24 protein-coding genes, 4 tRNA genes, 3 other RNA genes and 4 pseudogenes are annotated in these 22965 nt (G+C 54.9%); 30 read left to right on the top strand and 5 right to left on the bottom strand.

Translation table 11 applies throughout. The features are described from left to right. Positions 1–19 precede the first annotated feature (19 nt). From tolB to ACP3TC_RS14735, 10 genes are all read left to right on the top strand, one after another. Positions 20–1312, top strand: coding sequence for a Tol-Pal system beta propeller repeat protein TolB (gene tolB, locus ACP3TC_RS14780; RefSeq protein WP_313857629.1), 1293 nt, complete (start codon positions 20–22; stop codon positions 1310–1312). A gap of 44 nt (positions 1313–1356) precedes the next feature. Next, positions 1357–1875 (top strand): peptidoglycan-associated lipoprotein Pal, encoded by a 519-nt coding sequence (gene pal, locus ACP3TC_RS14775; protein ID WP_313856495.1) that lies wholly within the window; start codon positions 1357–1359, stop codon positions 1873–1875. Positions 1876–1884: 9 nt separating this feature from the next. After that, a complete protein-coding gene (cpoB, locus tag ACP3TC_RS14770) occupies positions 1885–2700 on the top strand; it encodes a cell division protein CpoB (protein ID WP_426816744.1) in 816 nt (271 codons plus the stop codon). A 164-nt stretch (positions 2701–2864) separates the two neighbouring features. Beyond that, positions 2865–2940, top strand: a tRNA-Lys gene (locus tag ACP3TC_RS14765). 14 nt (positions 2941–2954) lie between these two features. Then, positions 2955–3080: non-coding RNA, RtT sRNA (locus tag ACP3TC_RS14760), on the top strand. 30 nt (positions 3081–3110) lie between these two features. Next, positions 3111–3186: transfer RNA gene (locus ACP3TC_RS14755), tRNA-Lys, on the top strand. A gap of 14 nt (positions 3187–3200) precedes the next feature. After that, a non-coding RNA gene (locus ACP3TC_RS14750) (RtT sRNA) lies at positions 3201–3326 on the top strand. Between the two features lie 31 nt (positions 3327–3357). Next, a tRNA-Lys gene (locus ACP3TC_RS14745) sits at positions 3358–3433 on the top strand. Between the two features lie 14 nt (positions 3434–3447). Then, positions 3448–3573, top strand: a non-coding RNA gene (locus ACP3TC_RS14740) — RtT sRNA. A 31-nt stretch (positions 3574–3604) separates the two neighbouring features. Beyond that, positions 3605–3680: transfer RNA gene (locus ACP3TC_RS14735), tRNA-Lys, on the top strand. A 192-nt stretch (positions 3681–3872) separates the two neighbouring features. Here the strand turns inward: ACP3TC_RS14735 and ACP3TC_RS14730 are convergent. Then, positions 3873–4115: pseudogene (locus ACP3TC_RS14730) on the bottom strand (IS66 family transposase); the annotation flags it as partial. A gap of 148 nt (positions 4116–4263) precedes the next feature. Beyond that, positions 4264–4560 carry a hypothetical protein gene (locus ACP3TC_RS14725; protein ID WP_313856497.1) on the bottom strand — a complete coding sequence of 99 codons (297 nt, stop codon included), beginning with the start codon at positions 4558–4560 and terminating at the stop codon, positions 4264–4266. Between ACP3TC_RS14725 and ACP3TC_RS14720 the strand changes: the two genes are divergently transcribed. Both ACP3TC_RS14720 and ACP3TC_RS14715 read left to right on the top strand, forming a co-directional pair. Beyond that, positions 4559–7210 carry a T6SS effector BTH_I2691 family protein gene (locus ACP3TC_RS14720; protein WP_426816743.1) on the top strand — a complete coding sequence of 884 codons (2652 nt, stop codon included), beginning with the start codon at positions 4559–4561 and terminating at the stop codon, positions 7208–7210. The genes ACP3TC_RS14725 and ACP3TC_RS14720 overlap by 2 nt on opposite strands. Next, positions 7203–8297 (top strand): DUF6708 domain-containing protein, encoded by a 1095-nt coding sequence (locus ACP3TC_RS14715; protein ID WP_313856499.1) that lies wholly within the window; start codon positions 7203–7205, stop codon positions 8295–8297. The genes ACP3TC_RS14720 and ACP3TC_RS14715 overlap by 8 nt, the downstream gene beginning before the upstream one ends. A gap of 236 nt (positions 8298–8533) precedes the next feature. On the opposite strand, the pseudogene ACP3TC_RS14710 reads toward ACP3TC_RS14715, so the two are convergent. Continuing rightward, positions 8534–8653: pseudogene (locus ACP3TC_RS14710) on the bottom strand (replication initiation protein); the annotation flags it as partial. 273 nt (positions 8654–8926) lie between these two features. Between ACP3TC_RS14710 and ACP3TC_RS14705 the strand changes: the two are divergent. Genes ACP3TC_RS14705 through ACP3TC_RS14695 form a run of 3 tightly spaced genes read left to right on the top strand, consistent with a single transcriptional unit; the run spans position 8927 to position 10594 of the window. Further along, positions 8927–9187: a toxin VasX gene (locus ACP3TC_RS14705; protein ID WP_426816742.1), complete on the top strand. Its 261-nt coding sequence runs from the start codon at positions 8927–8929 to the stop codon at positions 9185–9187. Then, on the top strand, positions 9184–9507 hold the full coding sequence (locus ACP3TC_RS14700) for a hypothetical protein (RefSeq protein WP_313856502.1): 324 nt from the start codon (positions 9184–9186) through the stop codon (positions 9505–9507). The genes ACP3TC_RS14705 and ACP3TC_RS14700 overlap by 4 nt, the downstream gene beginning before the upstream one ends. Then, the gene (locus ACP3TC_RS14695; RefSeq protein WP_426816741.1) at positions 9500–10594 is read left to right on the top strand and encodes a DUF6708 domain-containing protein; all 1095 of its coding nucleotides are present in this window, start codon (positions 9500–9502) and stop codon (positions 10592–10594) included. Before ACP3TC_RS14700 ends, ACP3TC_RS14695 begins: the two co-directional genes overlap by 8 nt. A 243-nt stretch (positions 10595–10837) precedes the next feature. Here ACP3TC_RS14695 and ACP3TC_RS14690 read toward each other — a convergent pair. After that, positions 10838–10927, bottom strand: a pseudogene (locus tag ACP3TC_RS14690) (replication initiation protein); the annotation flags it as partial. Positions 10928–11225: 298 nt separating this feature from the next. On the opposite strand from ACP3TC_RS14690, the gene ACP3TC_RS14685 reads away from it, so the two are divergent. The 12 genes from ACP3TC_RS14685 (at position 11226) to ACP3TC_RS14630 (ending at position 20338) form a co-directional block, all read left to right on the top strand. Further along, the gene (locus ACP3TC_RS14685; protein WP_313856505.1) at positions 11226–11492 is read left to right on the top strand and encodes a toxin VasX; all 267 of its coding nucleotides are present in this window, start codon (positions 11226–11228) and stop codon (positions 11490–11492) included. Beyond that, the gene (locus tag ACP3TC_RS14680; protein ID WP_426816740.1) at positions 11489–11812 is read left to right on the top strand and encodes a hypothetical protein; all 324 of its coding nucleotides are present in this window, start codon (positions 11489–11491) and stop codon (positions 11810–11812) included. Before ACP3TC_RS14685 ends, ACP3TC_RS14680 begins: the two co-directional genes overlap by 4 nt. Then, a complete protein-coding gene (locus ACP3TC_RS14675) occupies positions 11805–12920 on the top strand; it encodes a DUF6708 domain-containing protein (protein ID WP_426816739.1) in 1116 nt (371 codons plus the stop codon). Before ACP3TC_RS14680 ends, ACP3TC_RS14675 begins: the two co-directional genes overlap by 8 nt. A gap of 621 nt (positions 12921–13541) precedes the next feature. Beyond that, complete coding sequence (locus ACP3TC_RS14670) at positions 13542–13901, top strand: toxin VasX (protein WP_313856508.1); 360 nt, start codon at positions 13542–13544, stop codon at positions 13899–13901. After that, a complete protein-coding gene (locus ACP3TC_RS14665; protein ID WP_426816738.1) occupies positions 13898–14221 on the top strand; it encodes a hypothetical protein in 324 nt (107 codons plus the stop codon). Before ACP3TC_RS14670 ends, ACP3TC_RS14665 begins: the two co-directional genes overlap by 4 nt. Further along, positions 14214–15329: a DUF6708 domain-containing protein gene (locus ACP3TC_RS14660; RefSeq protein WP_426816737.1), complete on the top strand. Its 1116-nt coding sequence runs from the start codon at positions 14214–14216 to the stop codon at positions 15327–15329. Before ACP3TC_RS14665 ends, ACP3TC_RS14660 begins: the two co-directional genes overlap by 8 nt. A 621-nt stretch (positions 15330–15950) precedes the next feature. Next, positions 15951–16211, top strand: coding sequence for a toxin VasX (locus ACP3TC_RS14655; protein ID WP_313856521.1), 261 nt, complete (start codon positions 15951–15953; stop codon positions 16209–16211). Then, positions 16208–16531, top strand: coding sequence for a hypothetical protein (locus tag ACP3TC_RS14650; RefSeq protein ID WP_426816736.1), 324 nt, complete (start codon positions 16208–16210; stop codon positions 16529–16531). The genes ACP3TC_RS14655 and ACP3TC_RS14650 overlap by 4 nt, the downstream gene beginning before the upstream one ends. After that, the gene (locus ACP3TC_RS14645) at positions 16524–17618 is read left to right on the top strand and encodes a DUF6708 domain-containing protein (RefSeq protein ID WP_313856517.1); all 1095 of its coding nucleotides are present in this window, start codon (positions 16524–16526) and stop codon (positions 17616–17618) included. Before ACP3TC_RS14650 ends, ACP3TC_RS14645 begins: the two co-directional genes overlap by 8 nt. A 614-nt stretch (positions 17619–18232) precedes the next feature. After that, the gene (locus ACP3TC_RS14640; RefSeq protein ID WP_426816735.1) at positions 18233–18439 is read left to right on the top strand and encodes a toxin VasX; all 207 of its coding nucleotides are present in this window, start codon (positions 18233–18235) and stop codon (positions 18437–18439) included. Further along, positions 18436–19257, top strand: coding sequence for a hypothetical protein (locus ACP3TC_RS14635; protein WP_426816734.1), 822 nt, complete (start codon positions 18436–18438; stop codon positions 19255–19257). The genes ACP3TC_RS14640 and ACP3TC_RS14635 overlap by 4 nt, the downstream gene beginning before the upstream one ends. Beyond that, complete coding sequence (locus ACP3TC_RS14630) at positions 19250–20338, top strand: DUF6708 domain-containing protein (RefSeq protein WP_426816733.1); 1089 nt, start codon at positions 19250–19252, stop codon at positions 20336–20338. Before ACP3TC_RS14635 ends, ACP3TC_RS14630 begins: the two co-directional genes overlap by 8 nt. A gap of 236 nt (positions 20339–20574) precedes the next feature. Here ACP3TC_RS14630 and ACP3TC_RS14625 read toward each other — a convergent pair. Beyond that, positions 20575–20694, bottom strand: a pseudogene (locus tag ACP3TC_RS14625) (replication initiation protein); the annotation flags it as partial. Positions 20695–20908: 214 nt separating this feature from the next. Between ACP3TC_RS14625 and ACP3TC_RS14620 the strand changes: the two are divergent. From ACP3TC_RS14620 to ACP3TC_RS14610, 3 genes are read left to right on the top strand one after another with little or no spacing between them, the layout of a single operon-like run. Next, positions 20909–21070 (top strand): toxin VasX, encoded by a 162-nt coding sequence (locus ACP3TC_RS14620; RefSeq protein ID WP_426816732.1) that lies wholly within the window; start codon positions 20909–20911, stop codon positions 21068–21070. Further along, positions 21067–21390: a hypothetical protein gene (locus tag ACP3TC_RS14615; protein WP_313856522.1), complete on the top strand. Its 324-nt coding sequence runs from the start codon at positions 21067–21069 to the stop codon at positions 21388–21390. Before ACP3TC_RS14620 ends, ACP3TC_RS14615 begins: the two co-directional genes overlap by 4 nt. Continuing rightward, the gene (locus ACP3TC_RS14610) at positions 21383–22477 is read left to right on the top strand and encodes a DUF6708 domain-containing protein (protein ID WP_426816731.1); all 1095 of its coding nucleotides are present in this window, start codon (positions 21383–21385) and stop codon (positions 22475–22477) included. The genes ACP3TC_RS14615 and ACP3TC_RS14610 overlap by 8 nt, the downstream gene beginning before the upstream one ends. The last annotated feature ends 488 nt before the right edge of the window (positions 22478–22965 follow it).

Raw genomic sequence — 22965 nt, 5'->3', positions numbered from 1 at the left:
TTCAGATAAGGGAGAAATGATGAAGCAGGCACTTCGTGTAGCGTTAAGCTTTTTACTTCTGTGGGCAGCCGTGCTGCATGCTGAAGTCCGTATTGAGATTACCCAGGGTGTTAACTCCGCGCGTCCTATCGGCGTTGTGCCGTTTAAATGGGAAGGCCCGGGTGCGGCACCAGAAGATATTGGCGGTATTGTCGCTGCCGATTTGCGCAACAGTGGTAAATTTAACCCACTGGATCGCGCGCGTTTACCACAGCAGCCGACTTCACCATCTGAAGTTCAGCCTGCCGCGTGGAGCGCACTGGGCATTGACGCTGTTGTGGTCGGTCAGGTACAGCCTGGCGCCGATGGCAGCTACACGGTCTCTTATCAACTGGTCGATACTGCCGGTTCTCCGGGTACTGTACTGGCACAGAACTCATTCAAGGTGACTAAGCAGTGGCTGCGTTTTGCTGCCCACACTGCCAGTGATGAAGCGTTTGAGAAGCTGACCGGGATTAAGGGCGCGTTCCGTACCCGTATTGCTTACGTGGTCACCACCAACGGCGGTCAGTTCCCGTATGAGCTGCGCGTCTCTGACTACGATGGCTACAATCAGGCCGTGGTTCACCGTTCTCCACAGCCGCTGATGTCACCGTCATGGTCACCGGATGCCAGCAAACTGGCTTACGTGACGTTTGAAAGCGGTCGTTCAGCGCTGGTGGTGCAGACACTGGCAACCGGAGCAACGAAACAAATTGCTTCGTTCCCGCGTCACAACGGTGCGCCAGCGTTCTCACCGGACGGCAGCAAGCTGGCATTCGCGCTGTCTAAAAGCGGTAGCCTGAATATTTATGTCACCGACCTTGCTTCTGGTCAGATGCGTCAGATAACCGATGGTCGCAGCAACAATACTGAGCCGACCTGGTTCCCGGATAGCCAGAACCTGGCCTATACCTCGGATCAGGCAGGTCGCCCTCAGATTTATAAAGTAAATATTAACGGCGGCGCGCCACAGCGTCTGACCTGGGAAGGTTCTCAGAATCAGAACTCTGATGTCAGCTCCGACGGTAAATCTTTGGTGATGGTAAGCACCAATGGCGGTGCGCAGCATATCGCCAGACAAGATCTGGAAACGGGAGCCGTTCAAACATTAACGGACACGTTCCTGGATGAGACGCCAAGTCTCGCACCTAACGGCACGATGGTGATCTACAGCTCTACTCAGGGTATGGGTTCCGTGTTGCAGTTGGTTTCGACCGATGGGCGTTTCAAAGCGCGTCTTCCGGCAACTGATGGACAGGTCAAATCTCCTGCCTGGTCGCCGTATCTGTGATGCATGTGTAAATGTGTATAGCAAACAATAATAGGATTTTAGAAATGCAACTGAACAAAGTGCTGAAGGGTTTACTGCTGGCACTGCCAGTGATTGCTGTGGCTGCATGTAGCTCACATAAAAACAACAACAACGATCAGACCGGTATGGGTGCTGATGGTAATGGTTCTAACAGCGGCATGAACAACGGTAACATGTCTTCTGAAGAACAAGCACGTCTGCAGATGCAAGAACTGCAGAGAAACAACATTGTCTACTTCGGTCTGGACAAATACGACATCGGTTCTGACTTCTCTCAGATGCTGGATGCACACGCAGCATTCCTGCGTAGCAACCCGTCTTATAAAGTCACCGTTGAAGGCCATGCGGATGAGCGCGGTACTCCTGAGTACAACATTTCCCTGGGCGAGCGTCGTGCTAACTCGGTGAAAATGTACCTGCAGGGTAAAGGCGTTTCTGCTGACCAGATCTCTATCGTTTCTTACGGTAAAGAAAAACCAGCTGTACTGGGTCATGACGAAGCGGCTTATGCCAAAAACCGTCGTGCCGTACTGGTATACTAAGAGAATCACATGATTAGTAGCTTCAGAACTCACCTGTTGAGTCTGTCGTTACTGATTGGCGTAGCGGCCCCCTGGGCCGCTAATGCCCAGGCGTCAATCAGTAGCGTTGGCTCTGGCTCGGTAGAAGACCGTGTCACTACACTTGAGCGTATTTCTAATGCTCAGGGGCAACTCCTTCAACAACTTCAGCAGCAGCTCAATGATAATCAGCGCGATATCGACTCATTGCGTGGTCAGATTCAGGAAAGTACTTACCAACTGAATCAGGTTGTTGAGCGGCAGAAACAGATCTATCAACAAATCGACAGTATCAGCAGCAACGGTGGCGCACAGGCCACGTCAGGTGGCGATGCAGCTTCTGCTGGTGCGGGTGCGGGTGCGGGTGCTGCGGCAGCGGCTACCGGGGCGTCTACAGGCGGCGACAGCAGCACTGCTGCCCCAACGCAGAGCGGTGATGCCAACACGGATTACAATGCTGCGGTATCGCTGGTGCTGGAGAAGAAGCAATACGATCAAGCGATTGCGGCTTTTCAGGCATTCATTAAGAAATACCCGGACTCTACTTACCAGCCGAATGCCAATTACTGGCTCGGTCAGTTGAATTACAACAAAGGGAAGAAAGACGACGCTGCTTATTATTTCGCTACTGTTGTCAAAAATTACCCTAAATCACCGAAAAGCTCGGAAGCGCTGTATAAGGTGGGGGTGATCATGCAGGACAAAGGTGACAATGCGAAAGCCAAAGCGGTTTATCAGCAGGTCATCAAACAGTATCCAAATACTGAATCAGCAAAGCAGGCGCAAAAACGCGCTGCGAGCCTGTAATCGTCGCGGTTTGACCAGATATCGAGTGATTTCTGGTCTTGCCGCACGAAAGGCAAGCAGTTGAACCACTTATTGGAAAATAGTGGTTGCGCTGAAAATTCAAATCAGTAATATATGCCGCCGTTGACAGGGCATAAGTGAAAGCGCGCTGACAGCATAAAAGTGGGTCGTTAGCTCAGTTGGTAGAGCAGTTGACTTTTAATCAATTGGTCGCAGGTTCGAATCCTGCACGACCCACCAATTTTAAAGTTGTACCCGGTGTCAAATCGGAAAGGATGAGAACCGTAAAGGTTCGGGTCGAGCGAAAGCGAGACAACGTTGCCTCCGGCAACGGCCCGAAGGGCGAGGCCACAGGCCGAGTCATCCTGCACGACCCACCACTTCGAAGAGTAAAGTTTAAACCGCACTGCGGGTCGTTAGCTCAGTTGGTAGAGCAGTTGACTTTTAATCAATTGGTCGCAGGTTCGAATCCTGCACGACCCACCAATTTTAAAGTTGTACCCGGTGTCAAATCGGAAAGGATGAGAACCGTAAAGGTTCGGGTCGAGCGAAAGCGAGACAACGTTGCCTCCGGCAACGGCCCGAAGGGCGAGGCCACAGGCCGAGTCATCCTGCACGACCCACCACTTCGAAGAGTAAAAGTTTAAACCGCACAGCGGGTCGTTAGCTCAGTTGGTAGAGCAGTTGACTTTTAATCAATTGGTCGCAGGTTCGAATCCTGCACGACCCACCAATTTAAAAGTTGTACCCGGTGTCAAATCGGAAAGGATGAGAACCGTAAAGGTTCTGGTCGAGCGAAAGCGAGACAACGTTGCCTCCGGCAACGGCCCGAAGGGCGAGGCCACAGGCCGAGTCATCCTGCACGACCCACCACTTCGAAGAGTAAGAGTTTAAACCGCACAGCGGGTCGTTAGCTCAGTTGGTAGAGCAGTTGACTTTTAATCAATTGGTCGCAGGTTCGAATCCTGCACGACCCACCAAATTCAGGAAAAAGCACCCAATGGGTGCTTTTTTCGTTTCTGATGCCATTGTAGTGGCGGTGATGTTTTCATCGCCGGTTCCCTGGGTGGTATGAGAAAGGGAGTTGCAAACGCCCCCACTTAAATATCCCATCAAATCGCCGGAATTATTTCTCGCCGGTCAGCGTCCAACCTGAACCGTATTGATTCTACTTCAGAACGGATAATGATATTCCACAGCAGAAGTTCAGGTACGCGGGTGACCGGCCAGTCGGCGATAACTGTCATCAGATGCCGCATATAGCTCTCAAAATCTACGCCATTCAGTTTGCTGTACAGCAGCGCAACGCGATCGCCGCCGTGATCTGAGCCGAAGAATAGCCAGTTTTTCCGCGCCAGGCTCACCATCTGCAGAGCGTTTTCTGCGATATTGTTGTCTGGCTCTGCCCAGCCGTCCCCGCTTTAATACGCCAGCGCCTCCTCCACCGGGGCCATCAGGCAGCAGCAGGCGCTCATCCAGCCCGGCAGCACTCGCGCCCGCACCGTGCTGATAACCCGGAAGGTACTGCGCATCAGCTCAAGCTGCTATCAGGGTGATAGTCTGCTACAGGGAGTCCAGTTGCTTCTGAATCGCCGCGAGCTGCGAATTTTCCGCCGAAATATCACCTTTTGACGGTCCCTTTCTGTGCCGCCGCGGTGTCGCACTCGTATTGAGATCACCGTTGATCCGTATCAGTTCACTGGTTTCAAACTCACCGTGTTGATCCTTGCCTGTCCGGTAGCTGATTTCGGTTATGTCATGCGTGGTGTATGATGGGGAGATAACCACCATAAAAACAGGGGCATGGTTTCCGGTCAGCCGGTCAGCCTCTCCTGACAGGAAAAGGAACTGACTCATCATGAGCAACGCGAAGGGATGCAAATTCTGCCGGCGCTACGGTTTACCCGTCTTGCCTGTTCGTCCGGCAGTCATGGAAAAAGGCGACAGGCTGCCGACGCTGCCTGGCAGCATCACTGTGCCGGTGGCGGCGGAAGGCGAGGCCGACTACACCGCCCGGCTGATGCGGCAGGGCTATCTGTATATCCTGGCGGAACGCTCACAGCGCTGGATGAACTATTACGCCACCGGCGACGGTTATTTTTACCCGCTGCCGGAAGACGGCAGCGTACCGCCGCGCGTGGAAAGCGGGGAGATGAAACCCTGTATTACCCAGCCGGCAGAGCTGGCCACCGCGTCGCTGGTGACGCTGCCGGTAAAACCGCCGGGTATGCTGAACGGGGTGTACTGGTTTGCCTGGTCAGAAGAGCAGTGGACGCCTGCAGTGCGCCGGCAGCATGAGGAGGCGACTTTCCGCCGCCGGTACATGCAGCCATTTGATATGGATGCGTGGCTTGCCAGGCACAGCGGACAGCAGGCGCTGCCGTTCAGCCAGCTCAGCAGCGTGGCGGAGTACAGCCCGGGGCTGAGCCGCAGCACCCTTAAACACTGGACACCGTCACCCCTCAGGGCCGTCAGCCGGCATTCAGCAACCGACCTGCAGCAGGCCGCCGAGAGCCTGAGCGCCGGCAACGGCGCGATTCTGGTGCTTTCCGATCCGGTCGGGGTGGCGACGGAGATTTCGGCGCTGGCGCGCTACCGGATGCAGCAGGCCATTGCCACTAACCCGGCGCTGAGCCGGGGTATTGCGCTGCAGACGATGCTCGGCAGCGTTGAGCTGGCGATGCGCAATCATTTTTATCTGTCTGCAGAGACCGGCGACGCGCATTTTGAGCAGCAGATGCGCTACGGCTGGGACAGCCCGGCGGGACCGCACTTTCCGGCCCCGGCCGTGGCCGACAGGATGCACGCGCTGAACGATGTCAGCCGGGATGACCGGGTGGACGAGGCGTGGCAGAGCGGTTACGAAAAATACATCGACCGGACGCAGGAGCAGGCGTTCAGCCAGACCCTGAAAGACTGGCTGACAGCGTACGACAATAGTTCAGTCATTCCCGTTACCCGGATGTACCTGGCCTGGCTGCAGGGGCCGGCGATGGCCGATTACTTTGTGCAGCATTTTGACCCGACCTGTGCGCACAGCGGCGGGCGCTATATCCAGACGGTGGCGAAAGTGCTGGCGGGGATGAGTGACAAAGGTGGGGTAATCACCCACATCGACCAGCAGCTGAATCAGGCCGCGCTGACCCCGGAAAACTTCCTGCAGCGGGCGGCATTCTTTAATCATGACGGGTGGATAGCGCAGGTAGATGCACAACTGAAAACCGGCGGGCCGGACTGGTGGCTGGGGATGAGCTGGGATCGCCTGGCAGACGGGGCCAAGGGATACAGCGGCAACTATGCCGGTGCCATTCTGACGGGGCTGGAAAAGCTCAGCCTGCTGTGGTCTGAGGCGATGATGAAATCGGTGGACCTGATGGTGAAGGGTACGCCGGTGCGCTTTGCCATCGGGATGCTGGCGATGCAGGGCAAGGCGTTCTCGGCGGTCAGCGTGATGCCGGGGACGAAAAACTTTGTCGGGGCCATGACCCGGGGAATGGCCGGGATGCTGGAGATGAGCGGAAAAAGCGGCGGCCAGCTGTATACCGCGATGCGTAAGCTGGCTGAGCGGCTGGTGAAAGAATTGCCGGAGAGCGCGGGTGGGCAGATACAGCTGCCGCGCATCCTGGATGTGGCGGCGGCGAAAGCGCTGGCAGCCCTGCCGGTTAAAGAACGGCTGGCGAAGCTCAGTACGGTGATGCTCACGGAGGATGAACTGGCGCGGATGCTGTTCCCGACTTCACTGAATGCATCGGTGGCGAAGCTGAGTGGGATGAAACCCGGTACGCTGGCGACGGAGATGGCGGCGAAAGGCATGACGTTTGGCGGGACGGTGTTTTCGGCGTACTTCCAGTGGATGGTGCTGAGCTATGGTCTGAAAAATAGCGGCCTGCCGGTTGAAGGGAAGGCTGCGACGGTGTTCGGGGCCAATGCCGGCATGGCGGTGGCGTCAACGGCGGAGGCGCTGAAACTGGCGATGACGCCGCTGATGAGGCTGGAGCTGCCTTCGGTCATATCGCTGGTCAGGAACGGCGCGATGAGGGTTGTGGGGGCGGGTATCTGGGGCTGGACAGGGTATAGTGGCGGTGTAATTTATTCCGGTATTGAATTTTGGAATGGATTGTCTGATGCCTTCGAAGGAAAAGTCGGCACTGGCCTGGGGCATTTGATTAATTCCGCGGGGGTCGGGATGATGACCGTTGGTGGAGGCAGCAGAATATCTGTAGCGCTCCTCACCTCATTGTTTGGCGTATCGCGGGCCACTCTGGCCGGCTCTCAACTGGCGGCGTTTCTGCTGGGACCTGCGGGGATTTTTGTCGGGATGCTGCTGGCTCTGGGGGCGGGAGCCTGGCTGTTAATCCACAGCCGCAATAATATACAGAGCTGGCTGCTCAGCACGCAGTGGCGGCGGGTGCCGCCGGGCGAGAGTGATATTCCGGCTATTTATCCGGACGCCCGTATGGAAAAAGACGGCTATATGGCCCTCACCGCACAGGGGGCCGCACATGTTTAATCCCTTTAAACGATTCCCTGCCGACCCGTCAACGCGGTTTTACACCGGGTTTCTCCGGCTGAGTGATAAAGGCGTCTCTCGAGTTTATTCGCAGCAGACAGGCGACCCGGATGTGAAAGGGATTTATGGGTTCGACAGCGTGGTCCGGCTGAACTCGACTTATCTGGAGCTGGTTGACCGTTATTACAACTGGCGCGGTACGAAGACGTTGGCAGGGACCTTCTTTTTTTGCATGTTCTTTGGTTTGTTTTGTTACGGCACCATCGGAGCTGTGCTGGGATGGGGGGGATACAGTTTTGGCATCTGGTTTGCGGCTATTTTAACGTGGGTTATTACATTGCCGCTCTCTCTACTCACATACCGAATGATGACTTCTGAGGCGTTGTTAAGCACCTACTATCCGATCCGCTTTAACCGTAAAAACGGGATGGTGTATGTCTACCGATCCTGTGGGACGGTTTTGTCTGTGCCGTGGAGAGATATTCACTTTGTTCTGACCAGTGGAAAGGTATCCCCTACCACCACTGAATGGACCATTATCGGATGTGTTACGGAGGACGACGGAGATACGGTAGCGGAGGCGATCCCTCTTCCAGTCAATTTAAACTTGGATCCCGAAGACCTGACCATGTACTGGGAGTTTATCCGCTGCTATATGGAGGAGGGCGATGAGTACCTCCCGGACCTGGTGGACACCATTCCCTGGTGCCCGCCGGTGGAAAAACAGAAGGAAGGCTGGCTGTTCGGGCTGCTCTACCTCAGCAAGCAGTTGTTCGGGCGGCTCGGTCTGATTGTGAATGCGCTGCAGCTGCCCATTTTCTTCGTGATCAGCTTTCCGCGCTGGCTGGTGATGGCGACCAGTAAAATTCCGGCATGGCCGGCGGAGGTGGTTGCGGCCTGTCAGCCGGCTGCAGACGATCCGGTGAATAAGGGGGCGGAGAATAACCCGCCGCAGGTCTGGCGGCCGATGCTGGGGCTACAGGGTAAAACGCGCTATGCACAAAGCTTTGCCCGGGAGCGCGAGGCGATGGACCGGATTACCGCCCGCCTGAGAGCCAAATATGGTGGGCAGGAGAGCGCAGACTGAAAGGTTTCCCGGTCACGAACCGAAAAGGATCTCCTCGAGATCCTTTTTCTTTGTGCGTAATCTCCTGCTCTGTAAACGAAAAAAGCTGGCAGGTGATTTTTCCGATGGACAGAAAATCCGGGCAGATTTTCTAGCCGAGGTAACTGGGTGTACAAGGCCGCAATTACCAAAACTGCTTTTCCGGTGCAGCTGTACTCCAGCCACAACTTCAGGACCTCTTTAGTACTCCTTAGTTGCACACCCCTGTTACCAATGGCTGCTGCCACTGGCGCGTTGTCGTGCCTTACCGGGTTGGACTCAAGATGATAGTTACCGGAAAGGGCGCAGCAGTCGGACTGAACGATAGGGTCGTTCACCCGGCCGCTGTAAGCGTCACCTTCGCGCTCTGTCCCGCACCTGTCGCTGGATGCATCGCAGATGCCTTTGCGAGAAGGATTTTGTCCGTTTCTCTTTTCCGGAGGTCGTCAGTCCTTTGCCTCTCATCGTGTGCCTTCAGGTATCCAGTAAATTTCGCTTATGTCATGCGTGGTGTATGATGAGGAGATAACCACCATAAAAACAGGGGCATAGTTTCCGGTCAGCCGGTCAGCCGGTCAGCCTCTGCTGACAGGAAAAGGAACTGACTCATCATGAGCAACGCGAAGGGATGCCAATTCTGCCGGCGCTACGGTTTACCCGTCTTACCGGTTCGTCCGGCAGTCATGGAAAAAGGCGACAGGCTGCCGACGCCGCCAGGCAGCATCACTGTGGCGGTGGAAGGCGAGGCCGACTACGCCGCCCGGCTGATGCGGCAGGGCTATCTGTATATCCAGGCGGAACGCTCACAGCGCTGGATGAGCTATTACGCCACCGGCGACGGTTATTTTTATCCGCTGCCGGTGTCTGGATGATGACCGTTGGTGGAGGCAGCAGAATATCCGTTGCGCTCCTCACCTCATTGTTTGGCGTATCGCGGGCCACTCTGGCCGGCTTCCAACTGGCGGCGTTTCTGCTGGGACCAGCGGGGATTTTTGTCAGGATGCTGCTGGCTCTGGGGGCCGGAGCCTGGCTGTTAATCCACAGCCGCAATAATATACAGAGCTGGCTGCTCAGCACGCAGTGGCGGCGGGTGCCGCCGGGCGAGAGCGATATTCCGGCTATCTATCCGGATGCACGTATGGAAAAGGATGGCTATATGAGTCTGATCCCAAAGGGAGGCGCACATGTTTAATCCTTTTAAGCGGCTGCCTGGAGACCCGTCAAAACGGTTCAATGCGCCTTTTTTAAATCTGAGTGATAATAGTATATCCCGGATTTATTCGCAGCAGACAGGCGACCCGGATGTGAAAGGGATTTACGGGTTCGACAGCGTGGTGCGGCTGAACTCGACCTATCTGGAGCTGGTTGACCGTTCTTACAACTGGCGCGGAACGTGGACGCTGGCCGGGGCTTTCTTTTTTTGTCTGATATTTATAGGCACCTTTCTCTCATTGATAGTTCCTATGCTCTGGGAGGGCGGGTATCCGCTTCAGACTTGGATATATTTGATTGTGGTCTGGTGCTTAATATCACTTCCGCTCTCTTGGGTGACATATCGATTAATGACCTCTGAGATATTTTTCAGCACCTACTATCCGATCCGTTTTAACCGTAAAAACGGGATGATGTATGTGTATCAGTCAGGTGGAACGGTGCTGTCCGTTCCGTGGCGGGATATCAACTTTGTTCTGTGTTCAGCAAAAATGCCATTATCAACGCAGTGGACCATTGTGGGGTGTACTACGGAAGAAGACGGGGACACGGTAGCGGAAACTATTCCCCTTCCGATTGATTTGAGCCAGGGCCCTGAGGTCATACTCATGTACTGGGAGTTTATCCGCTGTTATATGGAAGAGGGGGATGAGTACCTCCCGGACCTGGTGGACACCATTCCCTGGTGCCCGCCGGTGGAAAAACAAAAGGAAGGCTGGCTGTTCGGTCTGCTCTACCTCAGCAAGCAGTTGTTCGGGCGGCTCGGTCTGATTGTGAATGCGCTGCAGCTGCCCATTTTCTTCGTGATCAGCTTTCCGCGCTGGCTGGTGATGGCGACCAGTAAAATTCCGGCATGGCCGGCGGAGGTGGTTGCGGCCTGTCAGCCGGCTGCAGACGATCCGGTGAATAAGGGGGCGGAGAATAACCCGCCGCAGGTCTGGCGGCCGATGCTGGGGCTTCAGGGGAAAGCTCGCTACGCGCAAAGCTTTGCCCGGGAGCGCGAGGCGATGGACCGGATTACCGCCCGCCTGAGAGCCAAATATGGTGGGCAGGAGAGCGCAGACTGACGGCATACCAGGTCACGAGCCGAAAAAGGATCTCCTCGAGATCCTTCTTCTTTGTGCGTAATCTCCTGCTCTGTAAACGAAAAAAACTGGCAGGTGATTTTTCCGATGGACAGAAAATCCAGGCAGATTTTCTAACCGAGGTAACTGGGTGTACAAGGCCGCAATTACCAAAACTGCTCTTCCGGTGCAGCTGTACTCCAGCCACAACTTCAGGACCTCTTTAGTACTCCTTAGTTGCACCCCCCTGTTACCAATGGCTGCTGCTACTGGCGCGTTGTCGTGCCTTACCGGGTTGGACTCAAGATGATAGTTACCGGAACGGGCGCAGCAGTCGGACTAAACGATGGGTTCGTTCACCCGGCCGCTGTAAGCGTCACCTTCGCGCTCTGTCCCGCACCTGTCGCTGGATGCACCGCAGGTGCCTTTGCGAAAAGAATTTTGTCCGTTTCTCTTTTCCGGAGGTCGTCAGTCCTTTGCCTCTCATCGTGTGCCTCAGGGACAGTCAGGTATTCAGTAAATTTCGCTTATGTCATGCGTGGTGTATGATGAGGAGATAACCACCATAAAAACAGGGGCATGGTTTCCGGTCAGCCGGTCAGCCTCTCCTGACAGGAAAAGGAACTGACTCATCATGAGCAACGCGAAGGGATGCCAATTCTGCCGGCGCTACGGTTTACCCGTCTTGCCTGTTCGTCCGGCAGTCATGGAAAAAGGCGACAGGCTGCCGACGCCGCCTGGCAGCATCACTGTGCCGGTGGCGGCGGAAGGCGAGGCCGACTACACCGCCCGGCTGATGCGGCAGGGCTATCTGTATATCCTGGCGGAACGCTCACAGCGCTGGATGAACTGTTACGCCACCGGCGACGGTTATTTTTATCCGCTGCCGGTGTCTGGATGATGACCGTTGGTGGAGGCAGCAGAATATCCGTTGCGCTCCTCACCTCATTGTTTGGCGTATCGCGGGCCACTCTGGCCGGCTTCCAACTGGCGGCGTTTCTGCTGGGACCTGCGGGGATATTTGTCGGGATGCTGCTGGTTTTGGGGGCGGGAGCCTGGCTGTTAAGCCATACCCGGAACGACATACAGAACTGGCTGCTTAGCATGCAGTGGCGGCGGGTGCCGCCGGGGGAGAGTGATATCCCGGCTATCTATCCGGATGCACGTATGGAAAAGGACGGCTATATGGCCCTGAACGCACAGGGAGCGGCACATGTTTAATCCTTTTAAGCGACTCCCTGTCGACCCATCCTCAGGGCGGTTCTATAAGGGGTTTCTTCGTCTGAGTGATAAAGGGGGGCAGTTTGGATATAAAGGCGTTTCCCGGATTTATTCGCAGGAAAAAGGCGACCCGAATGTGAAAGGTATTTCTGGGTTTGACAGCGTGGTCCGGCTGAACTCGACCTATCTGGAGCTGGTTGACCAGTCCTACAACTGGCGTGGAACGTGGACGCTGGCCGGGGTAATCTTTTTTTGTATGTTCTTTGGTTTGTTTTGCTACAGCTTCATTGGAGTGATGATGGGATGGGGGGGGTACAGTTTTGGTTTCTGGTTTGGAACCCTTTTAATCTGGGCTATCACATTGCCGCTCTCTCTACTCACATATCGAATGATGACCTCTGAGGTTTTTTTCAGTACCTACTATCCGATCCGATTTAACCGTAAAAATGGGATGGTGTATGTGTATCAGTCCGGTGGAACGGTGCTGTTTGTACCGTGGAGGGATATCCACTTTGTCCTGACTTCAGCAAAGATGGGGTCCTCAACACAATGGACCATTGTGGGGTGCACCACGGAAGAGGACGGGGACACGGTCGCGAAGGCGATTCCCCTCCCGATTGATTTGAGCCAGGGCCCTGAGGTCATCCTCATGTACTGGGAATTTATCCGCTGTTATATGGAAGAGGGGGATGAGTACCTCCCGGACCTGGTGGACACCATTCCCTGGTGCCCGCCGGTCGAAAAACAGAAGGAAGGCTGGCTGTTCGGGCTGCTCTATCTCAGTAAGCAGTTGTTCGGGCGGCTCGGTCTGATTGTGAATGCGCTGCAGTTGCCCATTTTCTTCGTGATTAGTTTTCCACGCTGGCTGGTTATGGCTACCTGTAACATTCCGGTGTGGCCGGCGGAGGTGGTTTCAGCCTGTCAGCCGGCAGAAAACGATCCGGTCAATAAAGGGGCGGAGAATAACCCGCCGCAGGTCTGGCGGCCGATGCTGGGGCTGCAGGGGAAAACGCGCTATGCACAAAGTTTTGCCAGAGAGCGTGAGGCGATGGACCGGATCATCGCCCGGCTGAAAGTCAAATATGGCGGGCAGGAGAGCACAGACTGACGGTATACCGGGTCACGAACCGAAAAGGATCTCCTCGAGATCCTTTTTCTTTGTGCGTAATCTCCTGCTCTGTAAACGAAAAAAGCTGGCAGGTGATTTTTCCGATGGACAGAAAATCCGGGCAGATTTTCTAACCGAAGTAACTGGGTGTACCAGGCCGCAATTACCAAAACTGCTTTTCCGGTGCAGCTGTACTCCAGCCACAACTTCAGGACCTCTTTAGTACTCCTTAGTTGCACACCCCTGTTACCAATGGCTGCTGCCACTGGCGCGTTGTCGTGCCTTTCCGGGTTGAACTCAAGATGATAGTTACCGGAAAGGGCGCAGCAGTCGGACTGAACGATAGGGTCGTTCACCCGGCCGCTGTAAGCGTCACCTTCGCGCTCTGTCCCGCACCTGTCGCTGGATGCATCGCAGGTGCCTTTGCGAGAAGGATTTTGTCCGTTTCTCTTTTCCGGAGGTCGTCAGTCCTTTGCCTCTCATCGTGTGCCTTCAGGTATCCAGTAAATTTCGCTTATGTCATGCGTGGTGTATGATGAGGAGATAACCACCATAAAAACAGGGGCATAGTTTCCGGTCAGCCGGTCAGCCTCTGCTGACAGGAAAAGGAACTGACTCATCATGAGCAACGCGAAGGGATGCCAATTCTGCCGGCGCTACGGTTTATCCGTCTTACCGGTTCGTCCGGCAGTCATGGAAAAAGGCGACAGGCTGCCGACGCCGCCAGGCAGCATCACTGTGGCGGTGGAAGGCGAGGCCGACTACACCGCCCGGCTGATGCGGCAGGGCTATCTGTATATCCTGGCGGAACGCTCACAGCGCTGGATGAACTATTACGCCACCGGCGACGGTTATTTTTATCCGCTGCCGGAAGGCGGCAGCGTACCACCGCGCGTGGAAAGTGGGGAGATGAAATCCTGTATCACCCAGCCGGCAGAGCTGGCCACCGCGTCGCTGGTGACGCTGCCGGTGTCTGGATGATGACCGTTGGTGGAGGCAGCAGAATATCTGTAGCGCTCCTCACCTCATTGTTTGGCGTATCGCGGGCCACTCTGGCCGGCTCTCAACTGGCGGCGTTTCTGCTGGGAGCTGCGGGGATTTTGGTCGGGATGCTGCTGGCTCTGGGAGCGGGAGCCTGGCTGTTAATCCACAGCCGCAATAATATACAGAGCTGGCCGCTCAGCACGCAGTGGCGGCGGCTGCCGCCGGGGGAGAGTGATATCCCGGCTATCTATCCGGATGCACGTATGGAAAAGGACGGCTATATGGCCCTGAACGCACAGGGAGCGGCACATGTTTAATCCTTTTAAGCGACTCCCTGTCGACCCATCCTCAGGGCGGTTCTATAAGGGGTTTCTTCGTCTGAGTGATAAAGGGGGGCAGTTTGGATATAAAGGCGTTTCCCGGATTTATTCGCAGGAAAAAGGCGACCCGAATGTGAAAGGTATTTCTGGGTTTGACAGCGTGGTCCGGCTGAACTCGACCTATCTGGAGCTGGTTGACCAGTCCTACAACTGGCGCGGAACGTGGACGCTGGCCGGGGTAATCTTTTTTTGTATGTTCTTTGGTTTGTTTTGTTACGGCACTATCGGAGTGGTGCTGGGATGGGGGGGGTACAGTTTTGGCATCTGGTTTGCGGCTATTTTAACGTGGGTTATTACATTACCGGTTTCTTTACTCACATACCGAATGATGACCTCTGAGGTGTTTTTCAGTACCTATTATCCGATCCGCTTTAACCGTAAAAACGGGATGGTGTATGTGTATCAGTCCGGCGGAACGGTGTTGTCTGTTCCGTGGCGGGATATCCACTTTGTCCTGACTTCAGCAAAAATGCGATTCTCAACGCAGTGGACCATTGTGGGGTGTACCACGGAAGAAGACGGGGACACGGTAGCGGAAACTATTCCCCTTCCGATTGATTTGAGCCAGGGCCCTGAGGTCATACTCATGTACTGGGAATTTATCCGCTGTTATATGGAAGAGGGGGATGAGTACCTCCCGGACCTGGTGGACACCATTCCCTGGTGCCCGCCGGTGGAAAAACAGAAGGAAGGCTGGCTGTTCGGGCTGCTCTACCTCAGCAAGCAGTTGTTCGGGCGGCTCGGTCTGATTGTGAATGCGCTCCAGCTGCCCATTTTCTTCGTGATCAGCTTTCCGCGCTGGCTGGTGATGGCGACCAGCAAAATTCCGGCATGGCCGGCGGAGGTGGTTGCGGCCTGTCAGCCGGCTGCAGACGATCCGGTGAATAAGGGGGCGGAGAATAACCCGCCGCAGGTCTGGCGGCCGATGCTGGGGCTACAGGGTAAAACGCGCTATGCACAAAGCTTTGCCCGGGAGCGCGAGGCGATGGACCGGATTACCGCCCGCCTGAGAGCCAAATATGGTGGGCAGGAGAGCGCAGACTGAAAGGTTTCCCGGTCACGAACCGAAAAGGATCTCCTCGAGATCCTTTTTCTTTGTGCGTAATCTCCTGCTCTGTAAACGAAAAAAACTGGCAGATGATTTTTCCGATGGACAGAAAATCCAGGCAGATTCTCTAGCCGAGGTAACTGGGTGTACAAGGCCGCAATTACCAAATCTGCTCTCCCGGTGTAGCTGTACTCAAGCCACAACTTCAGGACCTCTTTAGTACTCCTTAGTTGCACACCCCTGTTACCAATGGCTGCTGCCACTGGCGCGTTGTCGTGCCTTACCGAGTTGGACTCAAGATGATAGTTACCGGAACGGGCGCAGCAGTCGGACTGAACGATGGGTTCGTTCACCCGGTCGCTGTAAGCGTCACCTTCGCGCTCTGTCCCGCACCTGTCGCTGGATGCACCGCAGGTGCCTTTGCGAAAAGGATTTTGTCCGTTTCTCTTTTTCCGGAGGTCGTCAGTCCTTTGCCTCTCATCGTGTGCCTTCAGGTATCCAGTAAATTTCGCTTATGTCATGCGTGGTGTATGATGGGGAGATAACCACCATAAAAACAGGGGCATAGTTTCCGGTCGGCCGGTCAGCCTCCCTGACAGGAAAAGGAACTGACTCATCATGAGCAACGCGAAGGGATGCAAATTCTGCCGGCGCTACGGTTTACCCGTCTTACCGGTTCGTCCGGCAGTCATGGAAAAAGGCGACAGGCTGCCGACGCCGCCAGGCAGCATCACTGTGGCGGCGGAAGGCGAGGCCGACTACGCCGCCCGGCTGATGCGGCAGGGCTATCTGTATATCCTGGCGGAACGCTCACAGCGCTGGATGAACTATTACGCCACCGGCGACGGTTATTTTTATCCGCTGCCGGTGTCGGGATGATGACCGTTGGTGGAGGCAGCAGAATATCCGTTGCGCTCCTCACCTCATTGTTTGGCGTATCGCGGGCCACTCTGGCCGGCTCTCAACTGGCGGCGTTTCTGCTGGGACCCGCGGGGATTTTTGTCGGGATGCTGCTGGCTCTGGGGTCGGGAGCCTGGCTGTTAATTCACTGCCGCAATAATATACAGAACTGGCTGCTCAGCACGCAATGGCGGCGGGTGCCGCCGGGTGAGAACGATATTCCGGCTATTTATCCGGACGCACTTATGGAAAAGGATGGCTATATGGCCCTGAACGCACAGGGAGCGGCACATGTTTAATCCCTTTAAACGATTCCCTGCCGACCCGTCAACGCGGTTTTACACCGGGTTTATCCGGCTTAGTGATGAAAATGTTAGCCGGATATATTCTCACAAAGCAGGCGACCCGGATGTAAAAGGGATTTATGGGTTCGACAGCGTGGTCCGGCTGAACTCGACTTATCTGGAGCTGGTTGATCGTTATTACAACTGGCGCGGTACGAAGACGTTGGCAGGAGCTTTCTTTTTTTGCATGAGCTTTAGTTTGTTTTGCTACAGCTTCATTGCGGTGATGATGGGATGGGGGGGGTATAGTTTTGGCATCTGGTTTGGAACCGCTTTAATCTGGGCTGTCACATTGCCGTTCTCTCTACTCACATACCGAATGATGACTTCTGAGGCGTTGTTAAGCACCTACTATCCGATCCGCTTTAACCGTAAAAACGGGATGGTGTATGTCTACCGATTCTGTGGGACGGTTTTGTCTGTGCCGTGGAGAGATATTCACTTTGTTCTGACCAGTGGAAAGGTATCCCCTACCACCACTGAATGGACCATTATCGGATGTGTTACGGAGGACGACGGAGATACGGTAGCGGAGGCGATCCCTCTTCCAGTCAATTTAAACTTGGATCCCGAAGACCTGACCATGTACTGGGAGTTTATCCGCTGCTATATGGAGGAGGGCGATGAGTACCTCCCGGACCTGGTGGACACCATTCCCTGGTGCCCGCCGGTGGAAAAACAGAAGGAAGGCTGGCTGTTCGGTCTGCTCTACCTCAGCAAGCAGTTGTTCGGGCGGCTCGGTCTGATTGTGAATGCGCTGCAGCTGCCCATTTTCTTCGTGATCAGCTTTCCGCGCTGGCTGGTGATGGCGACCAGTAAAATCCCGGCATGGCCGGCGGAGGTGGTTGCGGCCTGTCAGCCGGCTGCAGACGATCCGGTAAATAAGGGGGCGGAGAATAACCCGCCGCAGGTCTGGCGGCCGATGCTGGGGCTACAGGGTAAAACGCGCTATGCACAAAGCTTTGCCCGGGAGCGCGGGGCGATGGACCGGATAGTTGCCCGCCTGAAAGCCAAATATGGTGGGCAGGAGAGCGCAGACTGAAAGGTTTTCCGGTCACGAACCGAAAAGGATCTCCTCGAGATCCTTTTTCTTTGTGCGTAATCTCCTGCTCTGTAAACGAAAAAAAACTGGCAGGTGGTTTTTCCGATGGACAGAAAATCCGGGCAGATTTTCTAACCGAGGTAACTGAGTGTACCAGGCCGCAATTACCAAAACTGCTCTTCCGGTGCAGCTGTACTCCAGCCACAACTTCAGGACCTCTTTAGTACTCCTTAGTTGCACACCCCTGTTACCAATGGCTGCTGCCACTGGCGCTTTGTCGTGCCTTACCGGGTTGGACTAAAGATGATAGTTACCGGAACGGGCGCAGCAGTCGGACTGAACGATGGGTTCGTTCACCCGGTCGCTGTAAGCGTCACCTTCGCGCTCTGTCCCGCACCTGTGGCTGGATGCACCGCAGGTGCCTTTGCGAAAAGGATTTTGTCCGTTTCTCTTTTTCCGGAGGTCGTCAGTCCTTTACCTCTCATCGTGTGCCTTCAGGTATCCAGTAAATTTCGCTTATGTCATGCGTGGTGTATGATGAGGAGATAACCACCATAAAAACAGGGGCATAGTTTCCGGTCAGCCTCCCTGACAGGAAAAGGAACTGACTCATCATGAGCAACGCGAAGGGATGCCAATTCTGCCGGCGCTACGGTTTATCCGTCTTACCGGTTCGTCCGGCAGTCATGGAAAAAGGCGACAGGCTGCCGACGCCGCCAGGCAGCATCACTGTGGCGGCGGAAGGCGAGGCCGACTACACCGCCCGGCTGATGCGGCAGGGCTATCGTATATCCTGGCGGAACGCTCACAGCGCTGGATGAACTATTACGCCACCGGTGACGGTTATTTTTATCCGCTGCCGGAAGGCGGCAGCGTACCACCGCGCGTGGAAAGTGGGGAGATGAAATCCGGCACGCTGGCGACGGAGATGGCGGCGCAAGGCATGACGTTTGGCGGGACGGTGTTCTCGGCGTACTTCCAGTGGATGGTGCTGAGCTATGGTCTGAAAAATAGCGGCCTGCCGATTGAAGGGAAGGTTGCGACGGTGTTCGGGGCCAATGCCGGCATGGCGGTGGCGTCAACGGCGGAGGCGCTGAAGCTGGCGATGACGCCGCTGATATCGCTGGAGCTGCCTTCAGCCATGTCGGTGATAAGGAACGGTGCGATGAGGATTGTGGGGACAGTTATCTGGGGCTGGATAGGGTATGGCGGCGGACTGATTTATGCCGGGGCTGAAGTAGTTAGCGCTTTGGATGCGTGGAATAACGGAAAGAAAGATATCGGTATTGCGCATGCAATTAATGCCTTAGGTGTCGGTATGATGACCGTGGGTGGTGGCAGCAAAATATCGTTCGCAATCCTTGGTCGTTTGGGGTTATCAGCAACAATGCTTGGCAGTTCAGAACTGGCAGTGTTCTTCCTGGGACCAGCGGGGATTTTTGTCGGGATGCTGCTGGCTCTGGGAGAGGGAGCCAGGATGTTAATTCATAGCCGCAATAATATACAGACCTGGCTGCTCAGCAAGCAGTTGCGACAAATACCTTCCGGTGAGGATGACATCCCGGCAATTTATCCGAATGAACGTATGGAGAAGGAGGGCTATATGGCCCTGACAGTACAGGAAGACGCACATGTTTAACCCTTTTAAGCGGGTACCAGCCGACCCGTCAAAACTGTTCCATAGGGGTCTTTCTTGTCTCAGTGATAAAGGCGTCTCCCGTGTTTATTCGCAGAAAACCGGTGACCCGGATGTGAAAGGAATTTACGGATTCGACAGCGTGGTGCGGCTGAACTCGACCTATCTGGAGCTGGTTGACCGTTATTACAACTGGCGCGGAACGTGGACGCTGGCCGGGGCTTTCTTTTTTTGCTGGTCATTTTTCGGTTTCTTTGTTTGGCAACTGATTACAACCCTGGTGCAGGGAGAGTTTGTTTTTTTTGACTGGCTTTTTTTTATAGGTATGTGGAGTGTTGCCCTTCTTATTTCTTGGGCAACATATCGATTAATGACCTCTGAGATGTTTTTCAGTACCTATTACCCGATCCGCTTTAACCGTAAAAACGGGATGGTGTATGTCCACCAGTCCGGTGGAGATGTTTTATCAGTACCGTGGCAGGATCTTCGTTTTGTTCTGACTGGTGGAAAGAATTTCACCATTACAGAATGGACCATTACAGGGTGTGTTATGGCAGATGACGGGGACGCGATCACGCGGACCTTCCCCCTTCCGATTAATCTGGCCTGGGATCCCGAAGACCTGACCATGTGCTGGGAATTTATCCGCTGTTATATGGAAGAAGGTGACGAATATCTTCCGGATCTGGTGGATACGATACCCTGGTGCCCGCCGGTGGAAAATCAGAAAGAGGGCTGGCTGTTCGGATTACTCTATCTCAGTAAGCAGTACGGGCGGCTCGGATTGCTGGTAAATGCACTGCAGTTTCCCTTCTTTTTCATCATCAGCTTTTCACGCTGGCTGGTCATGAAAACCAGTAAGGTACCGGTCTGGCCTGCGGAGATAGCTGCGACCTGTCAGCCGGATGAAAACGACCCGGTCAACAAGGGGGCTGAGCACAATCCGCCGCAGGTCTGGCGGCCAATGCTGGGGCTACAGGGTAGAACGCGCTATGCACAAAGCTTTGCCCGGGAGCGCGAGGCGATGGACCGGATTACCGCCCGCCTGAGAGTCAAATATGGTGGGCAGGAGAGCGCAGACTGACGGCCTACCAGGTCACGAACCGAAAAGGATCTCCTCGAGATCCTTTTTCTTTGTGCGTAATCTCCTGCTCTGTAAACGAAAAAAACTGGCAGATGATTTTTCCGATGGACAGAAAATCCAGGCAGATTCTCTAGCCGAGGTAACTGGGTGTACCAGGCCGCAATTACCAAATCTGCTCTCCCGGTGTAGCTGTACTCAAGCCACAACTTCAGGACCTCTTTAGTACTCCTTAGTTGCACACCCCTGTTACCAATGGCTGCTGCCACTTGCGCGTTGTCGTGCCTTACCGGGTTGGACTCAAGATGATAGTTACCGGAACGGGCGCAGCAGTCGGACTGAACGATGGGTTCGTTCACCCGGTCGCTGTAAGCGTCACCTTCGCGCTCTGTCCCGCACCTGTCGCTGGATGCACCGCAGGTGCCTTTGCGAAAAGGATTTTGTCCGTTTCTCTTTTTCCGGAGGTCGTCAGTCCTTTGCCTCTCATCGTGTGCCTTCAGGTATCCAGTAAATTTCGCTTATGTCATGCGTGGTGTATGATGAGGAGATAACCACCATAAAAACAGGGGCATAGTGCCGGTCAGCCTCACTGTGGCGGCGGAAGGCGAGGCCGACTACGCCGCCCGGCTGATGCGGCAGGGCTATCTGTATATCCTGGCGGAACGCTCACAGCGCTGGATGAACTATTACGCCACCGGCGACGGTTATTTTTATCCGCTGCCGGTGTCGGGATGATGACCGTTGGTGGAGGCAGCAGAATATCCGTTGCGCTCCTCACCTCATTGTTTGGCGTATCGCGGGCCACTCTGGCCGGCTTCCAACTGGCGGCGTTTTTGCTGGGACCAGCGGGGATTTTTGTCGGGATGCTGCTGGCTCTGGGAGCGGGAGCCTGGCTGTTAACTCACAGCCGCAATAATATACAGAGCTGGCTGCTCAGCACGCAGTGGCGGCGGGTGCCGCCGGGTGAGAACGATATTCCGGCTATTTATCCGGACGCACTTATGGAAAAGGATGGCTATATGGCCCTGAACGCACAGGGAGCGGCACATGTTTAATCCCTTTAAACGACTCCCTATCGACCCGTCAAAGCGGTTTTACACCGGGTTTCTCCGGCTCAGTGATGAAAATGTTAGCCGGATTTATTCGCACACAACAGGCGACCCGGATGTGAAAGGGATTTACGGGTTCGACAGCGTGGTGCGGCTGAACTCGACCTATCTCGAGCTGGTTGATCGTTCTTACAACTGGCGTGGGACGTGGACGCTGGCCGGGGCTTTCTTTTTTTGTCTGATATTTATAGGCACCTTTCTCTCATTGATAGTTCCTATGCTCTGGGAGGGCGGGTATCCGCTTCAGACTTGGATATATTTGATTGTGGTATGGTGCTTAATATCACTTCCACTCTCTTGGGTAACATACCGGTCGATGACCTCCGAGATATTTTTCAGCACCTACTATCCGATCCGTTTTAACCGTAAAAACGGGATGGTGTATGTGTACCAGTCCGGTGGGACTGTGCTGTCCGTTCCGTGGCGGGCTATCCACTTTGTTCTGTGTTCAGCAAAAATGCCATTATCAACGCAGTGGACCATTGTGGGGTGTACTACGGAAGAAGACGGGGACACGGTAGCGGAGGTGATCCCCCTTCCGATTGATTTGAGCCAGGGCCCTGAGGTCATACTCATGTACTGGGAATTTATCCGCTGTTATATGGAGGAGGGCGATGAGTACCTCCCGGACCTGGTGGACACCATTCCCTGGTGCCCGCCGGTGGAAAAACAGAAGGAAGGCTGGCTGTTCGGTCTGCTCTACCTCAGCAAGCAGTTGTTCGGGCGGCTCGGTCTGATTGTGAATGCGCTGCAGCTGCCCATTTTCTTCGTGATCAGCTTTCCGCGCTGGCTGGTGATGGCGACCAGCAAAATTCCGGCATGGCCGGCGGAGGTGGTTGCGGCCTGTCAGCCGGCTGCAGACGATCCGGTAAATAAGGGGGCGGAGAATAACCCGCCGCAGGTCTGGCGGCCGATGCTGGGGCTACAGGGTAAAACGCGCTATGCACAAAGCTTTGCCCGGGAGCGCGAGGCGATGGACCGGATTACCGCCCGCCTGAGAGTCAAATATGGTGGGCAGGAGAGCGCAGACTGACGGCATACCAGGTCACGAACCGAAAAGGATCTCCTCGAGATCCTTTTTCTTTGTGCGTAATCTCCTGCTCTGTAAACGAAAAAAACTGGCAGGTGGTTTTTCCGATGGACAGAAAATCCAGGCAGATTTTCTAACCGAGGTAACTGGGTGTACCAGGCCGCAATTACCAAAACTGCTCTTCCGGTGCAGCTGTACTCCAGCCACAACTTCAGGACCTCTTTAGTACTCCTTGTTGCACACCCCTGTTACCAATGGCTGCTGCCACTGGCGCTTTGTCGTGCCTTACCGGGTTGGACTAAAGATGATAGTTACCGGAACGGGCGCAGCAGTCGGACTGAACGATGGGTTCGTTCACCCGGCCGCTGTAAGCGTCACCTTCGCGCTCTGTCCCGCACCTGTCGCTGGATGCACTTCAGGTGCCTTTGCGAAAAGAATTTTGTCCGTTTCTCTTTTCCGGAGGTCGTCAGTCCTTTGCCTCTCATCGTGTG

Source organism: Winslowiella sp. 2C04 (assembly GCF_050037805.1).
GTDB classification, from domain to species: domain Bacteria; phylum Pseudomonadota; class Gammaproteobacteria; order Enterobacterales; family Enterobacteriaceae; genus Erwinia; species Erwinia toletana_A.
This window is presented reverse-complemented; position numbering and strand designations above follow the sequence as displayed.